General features: G+C 55.8%; 13 protein-coding genes. 1 reads left to right on the forward strand and 12 read right to left on the reverse strand.

Going from position 1 to position 15046, the window contains the following annotated elements; all coding sequences use genetic code 11:
* Positions 1 to 101 precede the first annotated feature (101 nt).
* The 11 genes from prpD to AC13E3_RS19515 all read right to left on the reverse strand — a co-directional run bounded on the left by prpD (position 102) and on the right by AC13E3_RS19515 (position 13375).
* The gene (gene prpD / locus AC13E3_RS19465; RefSeq protein WP_482902398.1) at positions 102 to 1586 is read right to left on the reverse strand and encodes a 2-methylcitrate dehydratase; all 1485 of its coding nucleotides are present in this window, start codon (positions 1584 to 1586) and stop codon (positions 102 to 104) included.
* Positions 1587 to 1687: 101 nt separating this feature from the next.
* Positions 1688 to 2569, reverse strand: a complete 882-nt coding sequence (locus AC13E3_RS19470; RefSeq protein WP_482902399.1) for a PEP-CTERM sorting domain-containing protein — start codon at positions 2567 to 2569, stop codon at positions 1688 to 1690.
* A 1192-nt stretch (positions 2570 to 3761) separates the two neighbouring features.
* A complete protein-coding gene (locus tag AC13E3_RS19475) occupies positions 3762 to 4034 on the reverse strand; it encodes a helix-turn-helix domain-containing protein (RefSeq protein WP_482902400.1) in 273 nt (90 codons plus the stop codon).
* 30 nt (positions 4035 to 4064) lie between these two features.
* Positions 4065 to 4361, reverse strand: a complete 297-nt coding sequence (locus AC13E3_RS19480; protein WP_482902401.1) for a type II toxin-antitoxin system RelE/ParE family toxin — start codon at positions 4359 to 4361, stop codon at positions 4065 to 4067.
* A complete protein-coding gene (locus AC13E3_RS19485; protein WP_482902402.1) occupies positions 4361 to 4615 on the reverse strand; it encodes a type II toxin-antitoxin system ParD family antitoxin in 255 nt (84 codons plus the stop codon). Before AC13E3_RS19485 ends, AC13E3_RS19480 begins: the two co-directional genes overlap by 1 nt.
* Before the next feature lie 112 nt (positions 4616 to 4727).
* The gene (prpF, locus tag AC13E3_RS19490) at positions 4728 to 5906 is read right to left on the reverse strand and encodes a 2-methylaconitate cis-trans isomerase PrpF (RefSeq protein ID WP_482902403.1); all 1179 of its coding nucleotides are present in this window, start codon (positions 5904 to 5906) and stop codon (positions 4728 to 4730) included.
* Positions 5907 to 5971: 65 nt separating this feature from the next.
* Entirely contained in the window at positions 5972 to 8584 is a 2613-nt protein-coding gene (gene acnD, locus AC13E3_RS19495; protein WP_482902404.1) for a Fe/S-dependent 2-methylisocitrate dehydratase AcnD, read from the reverse strand.
* Positions 8585 to 8728: 144 nt separating this feature from the next.
* Positions 8729 to 9859 carry a bifunctional 2-methylcitrate synthase/citrate synthase gene (gene prpC, locus AC13E3_RS19500; RefSeq protein ID WP_482902405.1) on the reverse strand — a complete coding sequence of 377 codons (1131 nt, stop codon included), beginning with the start codon at positions 9857 to 9859 and terminating at the stop codon, positions 8729 to 8731.
* A gap of 188 nt (positions 9860 to 10047) precedes the next feature.
* Positions 10048 to 10935, reverse strand: a complete 888-nt coding sequence (prpB, locus tag AC13E3_RS19505; RefSeq protein WP_482902406.1) for a methylisocitrate lyase — start codon at positions 10933 to 10935, stop codon at positions 10048 to 10050.
* A gap of 61 nt (positions 10936 to 10996) precedes the next feature.
* Positions 10997 to 11677 (reverse strand): GntR family transcriptional regulator, encoded by a 681-nt coding sequence (locus AC13E3_RS19510; RefSeq protein WP_014577287.1) that lies wholly within the window; start codon positions 11675 to 11677, stop codon positions 10997 to 10999.
* Between the two features lie 111 nt (positions 11678 to 11788).
* Entirely contained in the window at positions 11789 to 13375 is a 1587-nt protein-coding gene (locus tag AC13E3_RS19515; RefSeq protein ID WP_482902407.1) for an OpgD/OpgG family glucan biosynthesis protein, read from the reverse strand.
* A 383-nt stretch (positions 13376 to 13758) separates the two neighbouring features.
* Here AC13E3_RS19515 and galU point away from each other — a divergent pair, with 383 nt between their 5' ends.
* Positions 13759 to 14595, forward strand: a complete 837-nt coding sequence (galU, locus tag AC13E3_RS19520) for a UTP--glucose-1-phosphate uridylyltransferase GalU (RefSeq protein WP_482902408.1) — start codon at positions 13759 to 13761, stop codon at positions 14593 to 14595.
* 16 nt (positions 14596 to 14611) lie between these two features.
* On the opposite strand, the gene AC13E3_RS19525 is transcribed toward galU, so the two are convergent.
* Positions 14612 to 14854 (reverse strand): hypothetical protein, encoded by a 243-nt coding sequence (locus AC13E3_RS19525; protein WP_482902409.1) that lies wholly within the window; start codon positions 14852 to 14854, stop codon positions 14612 to 14614.
* Positions 14855 to 15046: the final 192 nt, after the last annotated feature.

Consider the following 15046-nt stretch of genomic DNA (forward strand, 5'->3'; position numbering starts at 1 on the left):
AGAGTGAAAACGGCTCCTTTGGGAGCCGTTTTCATGTGTGTATCTCAAAGTATTGTTAAGCTCGACTTGGGCCCGGGTCAGTTTTTAAGCCCACCGACCGATTAGATTACAAAAAGCCCGACAAACTCCTGCACGGCCAGGTTCTCTAGCGTCTCCTGGTCCTTACAGAAACCATAGATCTGTTCACACCGCTGGCCGTTAAACCGTGTCGCCAAGTTATTCCGGAATTTATCCGTCAACAGCGGAATGCCGTCCTTCCTGCGACGACGATGGCCAATGGGATATTCAACTGCCACCTGGCCGGTGCTGCTGCCATCCTTAAAGAAAACCTGAATGGCATTGGCTATGGAGCGTTTGTCTTCTTCCAGGTACTCCCGGGTGTATCGCTCATCTTCAACCACCTCCATTTTCTCACGCAATTGATCGATAACCGGATTTTCCGCGTGAAAGCCGTCTTCGTAATGCTCCGCTTTGAGATTGCCAAAAATCAGAGGCACGGCGGTCATGTATTGCAGGCAATGATCCCGATCCGCGGCATTGGCCAAATCGCCCTGTTTGGAAATAATCCGAATCGCCGATTCGTGGGTGGTGATCACGATGCGGCCGATCTCATCCAATCGGTCTTTGACTTGCGGATGCAAAGTAACCGCCGCTTCAGCCGCCGTCTGGGCATGAAATTCAGCCGGGAAGGAAATCTTGAACAGGATATTCTCCATCACGTAGGAGCCAAACTCCTGTGGTAAAGAAAACTGACGCTTGTGCTCAGGCTTCAGCTTTTGATCCTTGTTGGTTTTGCTGAACAGTACGTCATAGAAGCCCCACTGCGGCGCAGTTAACGCGCTGGGGATACCCATCTCACCGCGCATGGCGATATCGGCAAGCCTCACAGCCCTCGATGTGGCATCACCTGCCGCCCAGGACTTTCGGGAGCCTGCATTGGGAGCATGGCGGTAGGTTCGTAAAGACTGCCCGTCTACCCAGGCGTGAGACAGCGCAGACAGCATCTGTGCACGGTTGGCGCCCATGAGTTTTGCTGAAACAGCGGTTGAAGCGACCTTGACCAGCACGACATGATCCAGCCCCACGCGGTTGAAGGAGTTTTCCAGCGCCAGAACGCCCTGGATTTCATGGGCCATGATCATGGCTTCCAACACAGCCCGCATGGTTAAAGGTTCTTTGCCCTCGGCAACACGCTTCTGCGACAAATGGTCGGCCACGGCCAGAATAGCGCCCAAGTTGTCTGAGGGGTGGCCCCACTCAGCCGCAAGCCAGGTGTCGTTGTAATCCAGCCAGCGGACGATGCAACCGATATCCCAGGCAGCTTTTACCGGGTCCAGCCGGTAAGGCGTTCCGGGTACTCTCGAGCCATGTGGAACCGCCGTACCCTTGACGAACGGACCGAGATGTTTGGTGCATTCGGGGAACCTTAAAGCCAGAAGCCCGCAGCCGATGGTATCCATCAGGCAATAACGGGCGGTATTCCAGGCTTCTTCACTGTTTATTTCATAGGTAAGAACGTAGTCCGCGATTTTCTGCAGGACTTCATCGTAGTCGGGGCGTTCGTTGAGATCGAATGTGGAGCTCATAATGTTTCTCCCAAAAGAATTGCTATGCCTAGAGCCTAGCTCACACACATTGGGAGACAAGGCACCTGGAATGCGCACCAGGTGCCTATCAGAAAGAGCTTTTACATTGGCCGATGCAAGGGCAATTTCCTAATGCCGAATATACCCGTCAAACCAAGAGCAAAAAGAGCCAACGTGCCCGGCTCTGGCACATCGACCACCAACGGCTTCACGCTGAGCTCGACGTAATCAAACGCCGTATATGGCTCGTTTGGTGCGTCGAAGTTTACGCCGAGAACACCATTCCATACACTATCGCCATCACTGAAAACATCATAAAAATCGAGTTTCGCGAAAGCGCCCTGGATCAAACCATCGTTCGGACCGTTGTTTTGCGAAGTCACCCCCAGAGTTTCTTTTCCCGACGCATAAATAAACTCTATGTTCGCCGGCTGGACATCATAATCGGCGAATACCATATTAAAGAAGATATCGGTACCGACCGTAATGTCTGCTTTATCCACTTCAAAAAGAAATGAAAAACCCGGTTGATTCGGCAGAGTACTGGATAGACCTGAAGGGAAGACACCTCCACTGCCGGAGGTACCCGTGTTGGCGTTATAAACCTGCTCACTTGCAGAAGAGCTGTCGTAGCTGGTTGAGAGGCTGATATCAGTGAATGTTGCGCCAGTCGTTCCTTTATCTGTGAATCCGGCACCATTAATGGATTCGCCGTTTCTGTTGTCGAAATCATCTCCCGAACCAGTGGCTACAGTGTTATCACCATTCATGCTTGGAAGAACATCATTCGGGCCAAGGTGACCATCAGAATTTCGGTCAGCAGTGCCGCCGTCACCCGTCAAATCGGCGAAATTGGGATCAGCGTCATAGCCAAAACCATCATTATCGCCAATCCGGATCTCGGTGAACGGGGCAGCCGATGCGACACCTCCAATTGTGCTCATTACCGCCGCTGCTAGAATCTTTTTAGTGAAACGAGTCATGATCACTTACTCCCTGTTTCCTGTTCAGGACATCCGATTAATTTCGGGTCCATCATCGGAGCCGCGTGGAAGGATTGGGTTTTCGAAATCCATCCATCGTCAGTTAAAAATGCAAAACCAATGCCGGTTGTCGGAATTTTCCCAAGGTTTCATTTTTAATTCAGGTAGTTACAAATTATATTCAGTGACAGCCTGGTGTATTCCGCCTGACTGGAAGAAAGCGCAATGTAAAGGTTTTTGACGGTAATTCTGCGACTGAGGGATACACTGCAGTAATAGACAAAGCTCTCTACTGAACGCCAATATCTTCAACGCTATCGTGAGGATAATGGCGTCAAAACCGGATAAAACACCAAGTTTACCGCCTTTCCAGAGCTCATTAATATCGCGTTAGCGATCTGTCAAAGGTATATCCTAAAAAAGCCATTCGGTCTGCAGGCCGAATGGCTTTATGGAACCCTGATCCAAGCAGCCCTAGAGACAGCAATCCAATCGTTCCAGACTCTGGAACTGGTGTAGGCGTTACGATTACGCCTCCCTCCTGCTCGAAACCTGCATATTGCACGTTTGCCTGAGAGTAGTTGTAGAAACGAAACTGGCCGGACGAAAACGTTGCATCATTGACCGTTATATTCCATAGCTCATAGTCCGTAAAACTACTTCAACCCTTTCCAGTTCCGCCCTGGTACTTTTTGATTGTCATACCTTGCGGGGCCGAGGCACCCTCATAGTCTTGGTTACCCTGTTTCCAGTCGAACATGTAAAAATTGCTGGAGTTCTACTCCTTGTTTAGGGCGCGCACAATTACTGCCATGAATCCAACTGTATGAATCCCAAGTTGACCCTAATGGAGACGCAAGAAAAGTGCCTTTTTTAATCGAGAGTTATTTTTCTTTATATTACATTCAGTTAGGGCACGAAAACACTGGAACTTCGTTTCTTGATAGAGGCGGCACCAAAAAGTGTATATTTTTCTGACGAAACAGCACTCGGACTGATACCTCGGATTGTAGGAACAAAAAAGCCGAAGTTATTAAACTCCGGCTCAAATGGTTAACGCAGTCTACACTTTGCAATCAAATCTTGTCGCCAGGCACCCTGACCCAACCTTCCATCAAAACCCGCGCACTGCGGCTCATGATGGCTTTGGTTGCCGACTTGAGCTTTAAATAGCCGGTGTTATAAAAAAACATCACTCCAGCAAATCGTCGATATCAACCCGAAGGGCTTTCGCAAGTGCTCCAAGGACCTTTGTAGAAGCGGTTTTAGATCCCGCCTCGATTTGAGACACGTACGACTTTCCTATCCTAACTTCGTTGCCAAGTGATTCTTGGGTGTAGCCCCGATACTCCCTCCAGATCTTAAGCGGATGCTCATCACCTGAAAGGAGACTCGTCACTATCGAAGCGGGAATCTCCTCATCTTCGGCTGAAAAACTGGCCAGAGCTGCATCTTGATCTTTCATATACGCCCCCTTTAGGAACGATCACTATTACTATTCCAGAAGCCGATCTGGCGCATCCATTTCCTGGTGCAATACACGTATAACAATCACCTGGGATGCCTGAACTTTGTAGAAAACAGAATGGTGCTCAACCTGCAATCTACGGTACTCCGGGAAAACGTGCGTGTAGTCGGCGCCGAGTGACGGATGCTCGATAAGTCGATTCATTCCTGAATCCAGTTGATCCAAGTATTTATCGGCCTGATCAACTCCCCATTGTTCACAGGTGTACACCCAGATTCCGATCAGGTCGGATTCGGCCTTCGGGGAGATAGTTAGCTGTAGCACTAATCCGCTGCCTTTATTCGCTCACGTCCGGCAGCCTTTATTGCTGACATATCCAGAGACTTTGGTTCACCGCTCAACTCACCTTCAGCGAGGGCTTGTCTGAGAATAGCAAGGCGCTCTTCTGCCTGCTGATCTCTGCGAATCAGATAGCGGATATACTCACTATCATTGCCGAAGTGGCCGCTATCGATGCGGCCTTTCACCCAAGAGTCCTGTTGTTCTGTCAGCGTGATAGTCTTGCGTTGCATGGTCATGGCTATTCCCTACGAAACGGACTGCGTATGACAAAATCATACCATTAGCCTGAGCCGAATCAACTCTCCGTTTCCTGGATCCAGTTCAGAGCCATGACCACTCTGCTCCGGTTCAGAATGCGTCGCCAGGAACCCTAACCCAACCTTCCATCAAAACCCGCGCACTGCGGCTCATAATGGCTTTGGTCGCGGTCCACTGACCCTCCACTTCCTTCGCTTCAGCTCCCACACGCAAGGTGCCGGAAGGATGACCGAAAGTCACATGGGTGCGGTCGCCACCACCTGCAGCCAGATTCACCAGGGTTCCCGGAACCGCCGATGCCGTGGCAATCGCCACCGCCGCCGTGCCCATCATGGCGTGGTGGAGCTTGCCCATGGACAGGGCACGAACGAGGACGTCCACATCCCCTGCTCCGATATTCTTACCGCTTGAGGATACGTAATCCGACGGCTTCGCCACGAAAGCGACTTTCGGGGTGTGCTGGCGGTTGGCGGCTTCTTCGATGTTCTGGATCAGCCCCATTTTTACCGCACCGTGAGCACGGATGGTTTCGAACCTGGCCAGGGCTTTGGGATCGGAGTTGATGTCGTTCTGCAGCTCGGTGCCTTTGTACCCGATGTCCTCGGCGTTGACGAAGATGGTAGGGATACCGGCATTGATCATGGTGGCTTTGAGGGTGCCTACGCCCGGTACTTCCAGGTCGTCCACCAGGTTGCCGGTGGGGAACATGGAGCCTTCGCCATCGGCCGGGTCCATGAACTCCACCTGCACTTCCGCGGCCGGGAAGGTTACGCCGTCCAACTCGAAATCGCCGGTTTCCTGCACTTCACCGTTGGTGATGGGAACGTGGGCGACGATGGTCTTTCTGATGTTGGCCTGCCAGATACGCACGGTGCAGGTGCCATTCTCCGGAATCCGGTCTTTGGCTACGAAACCGCTGTTGATGGCGAAAGCGCCCACGGCAGCGGTGAGGTTGCCGCAGTTACCGCTCCAGTCCACGAACGGCTTGTCGATGGAGACCTGGCCGAACAGGTAGTCGACATCGTGATCCGGCTGGGTCGGCTCCGCCAGGATCACAGTCTTGCTGGTGCTGGAGGTAGCGCCGCCCATGCCGTCGATTTGTTTCTGGTAGGGGTCGGGGCTGCCAATGACTCGCAGCAGGAGTTTGTCCCGGGCTTCGCCTGGGGTTTGGCAGGGTTCCGGGAGGTCCTTCAGCCGGAAAAAGACGCCTTTGCTGGTGCCGCCACGCATGTACGTGGCCGGGACTTTAATTTGGGGAGCGTGGGTCATTAATCTGCTCTCTTAGTGAAGACGGGGTCAGAAGAAGGCTTTCTTCTGACCCCTTGTTTGCAAGCTTAGGCGGCGCCTTCGGACTGCAGGAAATCTTCCGCAAACCGCTGCAACACACCACCTGCGCTGTAGATAGACACTTCTTCAGCGGTATCCAGACGGCAGACAACCGGAATGCGCTCGGTGCTGCCGTTCTTCCGGTGGATGACCAGCGTGAGCTCCGCGCGGGGCGCCGGGGTACCTTCCACGTCGTAGGTTTCGGTGCCGTCGATGCCGAGCGTCTTGCGGGTGGTGCCTTCCTCGAACTGCAGGGGCATAACACCCATACCGATCAGGTTGGTGCGGTGAATCCGCTCGAAACCTTCGGCCACGATGGCTTCGACACCGGCCAGGGCAACGCCCTTGGCGGCCCAGTCACGGGAGGAGCCCTGCCCGTAGTCGGCACCGGCGATGATGATCAGCGGCTGCTTGCGCTCCATGTAGGTTTCGATGGCTTCCCACATGCGGACAACCTTGCCTTCCGGCTCGATGCGGGCCAGGGAGCCCTGCTTCACGTTGCCGTTCTCATCCCGGACCATTTCGTTGAACAGTTTCGGGTTGGCAAACGTTGCGCGCTGGGCAGTCAGGTGGTCGCCGCGGTGGGTGGCGTAGGAGTTAAAGTCTTCCTCCGGCACACCCATCTTGTGCAGGTATTCACCGGCTGCGCTGTTCATCATGATCGCGTTGGAGGGCGACAGGTGGTCGGTGGTGATGTTGTCCGGCAACACCGCCAGCGGGCGCATGCCCTTGAGGGTCTTCTCACCAACCATGCCACCTTCCCAGTACGGCGGGCGGCGGATGTAGGTGCTCTGGGGGCGCCACTCGTAAAGCGGGTTGGTGTTGGCCTGGGCATCCCGGGTGATGTCGAACATCGGGATGTAGGTGCTGCGGAACTGTTCCGGCTTAACGCTGGATTTCACGATGGCATCAATTTCCGCATCGTCCGGCCAGATGTCCTTCAGGGTGACGGGGTTGCCGTCTTTGTCGTAGCCCAGGGCGTCTTTTTCGATGTCGAAACGGATGGTGCCTGCGATCGCATAGGCAACCACCAACGGCGGCGACGCCAGGAATGCCTGTTTGGCGTAGGGGTGAATCCGGCCGTCAAAGTTCCGGTTCCCGGACAGCACCGCCGTGGAGAACAGATCGCGATCCATGATTTCCTGCGCGATCTTCGGATCCAGGGCGCCACTCATGCCGTTACAGGTGGTGCAGGCAAAAGCCACCACGCCAAAACCGAGTTGTTCCAGCTCCGGCAACAGTTTGGCTTCTTCCAGGTACATCTTCACGGTCTTGGAACCCGGCGCCAGGGAGGTTTTCACCCAGGGCTTGCGGGTCAGCCCCAGCTTGTTGGCGTTACGGGCGATCAGGCCGGCAGCCACCATGTTGCGGGGGTTACTGGTGTTGGTACAGCTGGTGATGGCGGCGATGATGCAGGCGCCATCCGGCATTTTACCCTCTTCCTGTTCCCACTCACCCGCGATGCCGCGTTCTGCCAGCTCGGATGTGGGCAGGTGCGCATGGGGGTTGGAGGGGCCAGCCAGGGTACGGGTAACTTTGGACAGGTCGAACTTCAGCACGCGCTCGTATTCGGCGTTCTTCATGCTGTCGGCCCAGAGACCGGTTTCCTTGGCGTATTTCTCCACCAGGGCAACCTGATCGTCCTCGCGACCGGTCAGCTTCAGATAGTCGATGGTCTGACCGTCGATGTAGAACATCGCTGCGGTGGCACCATACTCCGGAGTCATGTTGGAGATGGTGGCACGGTCGCCCACGCTGAGGCTGTCTGCGCCTTCACCATAGAACTCCAGGTATGCGCCGACCACTTTCTCCTTGCGCAGGAACTCGGTGATGGCCAGTACCATGTCGGTACTGGTGATGCCGGGCTGCAGTTTGCCCGTCAGCTCTACACCCACAATATCCGGCAGGCGCATCATGGAGGCACGCCCCAGCATAACGCTCTCGGCTTCCAGACCACCCACACCCACGGAGATAACACCCAGGGCATCAACCATCGGGGTGTGACTGTCGGTACCGACACAGGTATCCGGGAAGGCTACGCGCTTTCCTTCCCCATCCGGCCGATTCTGAATCACCGGAGACATCTTCTCCAGGTTGATCTGGTGCATGATGCCGTTGCCGGGAGGGATCACGTCCACGTTTTTGAACGCGGTCTTGGTCCAGTTGATGAAGTGGAAACGGTCATCGTTTCGACGGTCTTCAATCTCACGGTTCTTCTCGAACGCGTCCTTCTCGAAACCGGCGTGCTCAACGGCAAGCGAATGATCCACGATCAGCTGGGTAGGAACCACCGGGTTGACCTTGGCGGGATCACCGCCCTTCTCGGCGATGGCGTCACGCAGGCCGGCCAGATCCACCAGGGCGGTCTGGCCAAGAATGTCGTGGCACACCACGCGGGCCGGATACCAGGGGAAATCCAGGTCGCGCTTGCGTTCGATCAGCTGTTTCAGGGAATCCGTCAGCACCTCGGGATCGCACCGGCGAACCAGTTGCTCAGCCAGGATCTTGGAGGTGTATGGGAGCTTGTCGTACGCGCCGGCCTGGATGTCTTCCACGGCCTGGCGAGTATCGAAATAGTCCAGGTCGGTACCTGGGAGCGGTTTACGGTATTCAGTGTTCATGAGCAGTACTCGGAATCTTGGTTTATTGGTTCCCTCTCCCCTTGTGGGAGAGGGTTAGGGAGAGGGGGAGACCGCGTGGTGTGATGTTCACGCTCCCCCTCTCCCCCAGCCCCTCTCCCGCGGGGGGGAGAGGAGAGTGAAAAATCACGGCCGCTCGTCGATCGGCACCCAATTCGAATCCGCCGGGCCGGTGTAATCGGCACTTGGGCGGATGATGCGGTTGTTCTCGCGCTGCTCTTTCACGTGGGCGGTCCAGCCGGATACCCGGGACATTACGAAGATCGGGGTGAACAATTCGGTTGGAATGCCCATGAAGTGGTAGGCGGATGCATGGAAGAAGTCGGCGTTACAGAACAGCTTCTTCTCGCGCCACATAACTGCTTCACAGCGCTCGGATACCGGATACAGCACGGTATCGCCCACTTCTTCCGCCAGCTTCTTGGACCACTGCTTGATGATGGCGTTCCGCGGGTCGGACTCCTTATAAATCGCGTGACCGAAGCCCATGATCTTTTCTTTCCGCTCAAGCATGCCCATCAGGCCTTCTTCGGCCTCTTCAGGGGTCTTAAACTTCTGGATCAGCGCCATGGCGGCCTCGTTGGCACCGCCGTGCAGAGGACCGCGCAGTGAACCGATCGCACCGGTCACACAGCTGTGAATGTCAGACAGTGTGGAGGCACACACGCGGGCGGTGAACGTGGAGGCGTTGAACTCGTGCTCTGCGTACAGGATCAGAGAGACGTTCATCACGCGCTCGTGCAGTTCGCTGGGCTTCTTGCCGTGAAGCAGCTCCAGGAAATGGCCGCCGATGGAATCCACGTCGCTCTCGGTTTCGATCCGAACACCCTCGTGGGCAAAGCGGTACCAGTAGGTGATGATGGACGGGAACACCGCCAGCATGCGGTCGATCTTGTCGTCCTGCTCGCCGAAATCTTCTTCCGTTTCCAGATTACCCAGCATGGAGCAGCCGGTACGCATCACGTCCATCGGGTGCGCGTCTTTGGGGATCTGCTCAAGCACGGTTTTCAGGGCAGCCGGCAGGCCACGCAGGCTCTGGAGTTTTTTGGTATAGGCATCCAGCTCCTGCCGATTGGGCAGTTTGCCCCGAAGCAGAAGGTAAGCGATTTCCTCAAACTGGGCCTTCTCGGCTAGATCTGCGATGTCATAGCCGCGGTATGTCAGGCCGGCGCCGCTTTTGCCGACGGTGCACAGAGCCGTTTCGCCAGCTACCTGGCCACGGAGGCCTGCGCCACTCAGTTGTTTTGCTTCAGCCATTGTTGTCTCCCATCGTTATCTTGTTTGGGGTGTCGGATTACCCCTTGGGCCAATCCTGAATATTTGTGACTCCCCTCTCCCCGTGCGGGAGAGGGGCCGGGGGAGAGGGGAAGCTTCCGATTCTGCGGAGTGCTTCTCTACCCCCTCTCCCTGGCCCTCTCCCGCTAGGGGAGAGGGGATAAATGCTGTTAGCCTTTGCTCTGCTGGAACAGCTGGTCCAGCTTCTGCTCGAAATCGTGGTAGTTCAGGAAATCGTAAAGCTCCATGCGGGTCTGCATCATATCAACCACGTCTTTCTGGTCGCCCTTCTCCAGGATGTTCTGGTAAACAGTCAGAGCGGCCTTGTTCATGGCGCGGAAGGCGCTGAGCGGGTACAGAACCATGTCTGCGCCGGCTTCGGCCAGTTCCTTGCGGTTGTATAGCGGTGTGGCACCAAATTCGGTGATGTTGGCCAGGATAGGCACGTCCAGGGCTTCGGAGAAGGCCTTGTAGTGCTCAAGTTCCGTAACCGCTTCCGCAAAGATGCCGTCGGCACCGGCGTCTATGCAGGCCTTGGCCCGCTCTATGGCGGCTTCGAGGCCTTCTTTCTGGAACGCGTCGGTACGGGCCATGATAAAGAAGTCTTTGTCTTCACGGGCATCCACGGCGGCCTTGATGCGGTCGACCATCTCCTCCTGGGACACGATTTCCTTGTTCGGGCGGTGACCACAGCGTTTCTGGGCAACCTGGTCTTCGATGTGGACAGCGGCTGCACCAGCACGCTCCATCTCGCGGATGGTGCGGGCGATGTTGAAAGCGCCGCCCCAGCCGGTATCAATGTCGACCAGCAAAGGTACGTCGGTAGCTGCGGTAATCCGGCGAACGTCCTCAACCACATCGTTCATGGAGGTCATGCCCAGATCCGGCAAGCCGTAGGAGGCGTTAGCAACGCCGCCACCGGAAAGATAAATGGCCTGATGACCCACTTTATCGGCCATCATAGCGGCGTAGGCGTTGATGGTGCCGACGATCTGCAAGGGCTGGTTGTCTTTGAGCGCCTTGCGGAAGCGGGCGCCGGGGCTGAGTTTGTTGGACATGGTGTTGGCCTCTCTTGGTTATTCGTAAATTTGTGCGTGAAATCGGGGTCTGACCCCTTGTTCAAATTGTGAGCTCGCCTTCCTCGATCTTTCTCTCGATGTTCTGTCTTGCTGCGTTGATATGGCGCTTCATCAGAAATTCGGCGAGTTCCCCATCGCGCTGGGCGATGGCCTCGACGATACGGCGGTGTTCACCCAGTGCCCGCTGGGGGCGCCCGGTGGAGGTGCTGAGACGGTAACGGTACATCCGTACCATGTAATAAAGATCACCCAACAGCATCTGGGCAAGTTTGGTGTTGCGGCTGCCGGTGGCGATTCTGTGGTGAAAGTCGTAATCCCCTTCGGCCTGGTAATAGGCCTGGCCCTGGGCTTCGTCGATCATGCGTTCGTGGGTGTCGAGGGTCGCCTGAAGATCGGCAATTTCCTGATCGGTCATACGCTCGGCTGCCTGGCGGGCGGCCAGACCTTCCATGACTTCGCGTATGCGGTAGAGCTCCATTAACTCGGATGCGCTGACTGAAACCACCTTGACGCCGGCGTGGGGACGGCGAACCAGAAGGCCGCGGGATTCAAGACGGCCCAGCGCTTCCCGGAGCGGGCCGCGCGTGAGGTTAAAACGGGAACAAAGCTCCAGTTCGCCGATCTTCTCGCCGGGCGCCAGTTCCCCTTTGACGATTGCAGTTTGCAGACAATCAAACGCCTCATCGGCGCGGGTGTAGGTGGTAGACAGTAACTCAGCCATAGTTTGTCAACAAAACCGGGTTGATTTTGAGCAAAGCTACGCTTGAGCGATCATATTGTCAACAATATTGGCTAAATTGAGCTGCAGATTGTTTACAATAGGCAGAGCCAATCAGTAGATCTGGCGTTCGTCGACCGGTGGCGGAGTGTACTGATATAGCCAGGTCTCCGTCAGCGGCTCGCCGCCCAGCCTGAGGTACAGGCGGATATTGACAGGTTCAGTGGAATCATCTGGCACGAGGTCAAACATGGCCCGGTAGCCATTGATTGCAGACAATGGTCTTGCGGAAGTGATTTCGACGTCTCCGCGGCTCACGCTTATGACCGTCTCTACCCCTGCATCCTTGGCGAGCATTTGAAGCGCGCCGCCGGCGAAATCAACTGCAAAGCGCCAAGAGAAATAGGTGCGCTCCTGACCCACAACACCGCCCAGCCCGGTCCTGGTTGCCTGCACAGTGGCTAATTCATATGGTTGCAACGGAGCTTGCTCGCCCCAGTGCAGGCGGTAGCTGTAGAGGTATTCCCGGCCTGGCAACAGAGGTTCCTGCGGGCGCCAGAAGGCGACGATGTTGTCGAAGGTTTCATCCACGGTAGGGATTTCCACCAGATCAACACTGCCCCGCCCCCAGTCTCCCCGGGGCTCCACCCAGAGGCTGGGCCGGCGATCGTAAAACACACCGTCATCCTGGTAGTGGTCGAAATCCCTGTCCCGCTGGAGCAGGCCAAAGCCGACGGGATTGTTGTCCTGAAAAGTGTTGAACCGGAGATTGACGGGATTCACCAACGGCCGCCACAACCACTCGCCGTTGCCGTTGCGTATGGCCAGGCCGTCGGAATCGTGTATTTCCGGCCGCCAGTCGTAGCCCATCCGATCGTCATTTTCACCCGCCTGGTACATGCTGGTCAGCGGCGCAATCCCTGCCCGGGTGATCTCGGTTCTGGGATACAACGCCACATCGACATCCATGACCATATTGCGCCCCGGGTCGAGCACAAACGCGTAGGCACCGGTGATGCTGGGAGAATCCAGCAGAGCCCATACCCGGAGCAGCTGGCTGCCCGGTGCCGGCTTCTCCAGCCAGAACTCCGAGAAACGAGGGAACTCCTCCTCCCGATTCATGCCGGTATCAATCGCCAGCCCCCTGGCTGACAGGCCGTACTGCATCTCGGAGCCCACCGCCCGGAAATAGCTGGCGCCGAGAAAGGCCGCCAGATCCAGGGCAAAGTTGTTGTGGTAGTGAACCCGAAATCCGGCGTAGCCAAGGTCTTCCGGCAGATCGCCCAGGGGCTGGTCTCCGCTGTAGCGGAACAGATCCTGTCGATAGGCCAGTTCGTTGGCCTGGTCATCAATGACTTCGTGGATTTTGACGGGTTGCTGGAAATACAGCCCAAGGTGGAAGAGCTGAACCTGGAAAGCGCTATTGTCGTTTCGCCAAAGCGCCTGGTCTTCGCGAAAAGCAATGGCCTGGTAATCATCCCAGGAGAGGTTTTTCAGGGATTGGGGCAATTCGTCTTTATGGGAGACATACGCCTCAGCGGCCAATGCCCGGGCCCGACCTTTGAGCCAGGCGTAGCTGAAGGTACGGGGACTGCTTCCAGATACTGGTTGGAGGCCGGTACCCATCGCAAGGGGCGACAGTGGTAACGCGCCGGCACTTACCAGTGCGCCCAGCCCCTTGATCAGCGTTCGTCTGTCCATTGTTCTCGCCCCTCCTGTACCGGGCTATAGATTGCCATAGAGAAGATCACGTGGACTATGTACGAACAATAAAAGGTAGAGAGCCTATTCGGTTAAGGAACCCACGCTGCCGAAAGCGCACCAAATGAGTGCAGGCAGGCAAGGAGGGTCGCACTGAAAGACCTATGGTCAGAGAAATTTTTGGTGATGGTAAACCTGAAGAACCCTCCTCTAAAGGGCCATAGCTCTTTGCTAGAACGTACAATTTCCATCACGCCCCTGCATTTGTCGTTACAACTTGGGTAAACTCGGCACACTTTGTGATAGAACACTTGTTAATAGGCTTACGCAAAGGCGTTAAGCAGCCCACAGGGCGTGAAACCGACCATCAAAGGACGAACGATATGATCAAAAAATGCCTGTTTCCCGTCGCCGGCTACGGCACCCGCTTTCTTCCGGCCACCAAGGCGATGCCCAAGGAAATCCTGCCGGTGGTGAACAAACCCCTGGTTCAATACGGCGTTGAAGAAGCCGCGGAAGCCGGTATTCATGAATTCGGCTTTGTGACTGGTCGGGGCAAGCGGGCCATTGAGGACCATTTCGACATCAGCTACGAGCTTGAGCACCAGATTGCCGGTTCCGGCAAGGAAGACCTGCTGACCTCCATCCGTGATCTGATCGACCACAACAGCTTTGCCTTTACCCGACAGAATGAAATGAAAGGCCTCGGCCACGCCATCCTGACCGGTCGCAACCTTGTGGGGGACAGTCCCTTTGCGGTGGTGCTGGCTGATGACTTCTGCATTGGCCCCGAAGGTGAAGACGGCGTACTGGCGCAGATGGTCAAGCTCTATAACCAGTTCCGCTGCTCCATTGTTGCCATTGAAGAAGTGCCGGCCGACGAAACCCACAAGTACGGGGTGATTGCCGGTGAATCCATGAAAGATGGTCTCTACCGGATCACCGATATGGTGGAAAAGCCAGCCCCGGAAGATGCCCCGAGCAATCTGGCGATTATCGGGCGGTACATTCTTACGCCAGATATTTTCGACATTATTGAAAAGACCCCGGCGGGCAAGAACGGTGAAGTCCAGATTACCGATGCCCTTCTCGAACAGGCGAAGAACGGTTGCGTACTCGCTTACCAGTTCAAGGGGCGTCGATTCGATTGCGGCAGCATTGATGGCTTTGTGGAAGCCACCAACTACGTCTACGAGAATATCTACAGAAAAGGCAAGTAAGGGATCCGGGGCGGGTTCAGCTGCCCAGGATCTGAAGAATCATTCGCCGGTTTTCCGCGCTCGTCCTGCGGAACCGGCGAAGCAGTTCCATCTCTTCTCCGGTCAGCTGGACCTCCTCAAGCGCTTCCTCCAGCTCAGCCAGGGACTCCAGCAGCTCATCACTCTTGTCCAGGGCAATACCGGGAAGTTCCAGTTGCCCGTGGTCCTCAGGCTTCTCTGGTTCCCAGTGCTGAATGGGTTGCGCATGTTGCATGGCCATTTACCTCGTCATTCAAATCGGGAGTCTTGTCCCGATAATGCCCTGCGAAGTGAATCAATCCGGAAATGTAACGTACATATAGCTTTGCACACAATCTGCCTATACTAAAGGAGCCTCTGAATGCCTCCGAAGCACCTCTGAAGAACCCGGAGGGCGTACTCTGAGGACTTCACATGCTGTGTTGCAGCTCTT

The sequence above is a fragment of the Marinobacter sp. L-80 genome, assembly GCF_056859395.1.

Excerpts from the sequence above, each read along its gene's own strand:
- acnD (WP_482902404.1), bottom strand. The coding sequence starts at position 8,584 with ATGAACACTGAATACCGTAAACCGCTCCCAGGTACCGACCTGGACTAT.
- AC13E3_RS19515 (WP_482902407.1), bottom strand. The coding sequence starts at position 13,375 with ATGGACAGACGAACGCTGATCAAGGGGCTGGGCGCACTGGTAAGTGCC.
- prpB (WP_482902406.1), bottom strand. The coding sequence starts at position 10,935 with ATGTCCAACAAACTCAGCCCCGGCGCCCGCTTCCGCAAGGCGCTCAAA.
- AC13E3_RS19510 (WP_014577287.1), bottom strand. The coding sequence starts at position 11,677 with ATGGCTGAGTTACTGTCTACCACCTACACCCGCGCCGATGAGGCGTTT.
- AC13E3_RS19475 (WP_482902400.1), bottom strand. The coding sequence starts at position 4,034 with ATGAAAGATCAAGATGCAGCTCTGGCCAGTTTTTCAGCCGAAGATGAG.
- galU (WP_482902408.1), top strand. The coding sequence starts at position 13,759 with ATGATCAAAAAATGCCTGTTTCCCGTCGCCGGCTACGGCACCCGCTTT.
- prpF (WP_482902403.1), bottom strand. The coding sequence starts at position 5,906 with ATGACCCACGCTCCCCAAATTAAAGTCCCGGCCACGTACATGCGTGGC.
- AC13E3_RS19485 (WP_482902402.1), bottom strand. The coding sequence starts at position 4,615 with ATGACCATGCAACGCAAGACTATCACGCTGACAGAACAACAGGACTCT.
- AC13E3_RS19525 (WP_482902409.1), bottom strand. The coding sequence starts at position 14,854 with ATGGCCATGCAACATGCGCAACCCATTCAGCACTGGGAACCAGAGAAG.
- prpC (WP_482902405.1), bottom strand. The coding sequence starts at position 9,859 with ATGGCTGAAGCAAAACAACTGAGTGGCGCAGGCCTCCGTGGCCAGGTA.
- prpD (WP_482902398.1), bottom strand. The coding sequence starts at position 1,586 with ATGAGCTCCACATTCGATCTCAACGAACGCCCCGACTACGATGAAGTC.
- AC13E3_RS19470 (WP_482902399.1), bottom strand. The coding sequence starts at position 2,569 with ATGACTCGTTTCACTAAAAAGATTCTAGCAGCGGCGGTAATGAGCACA.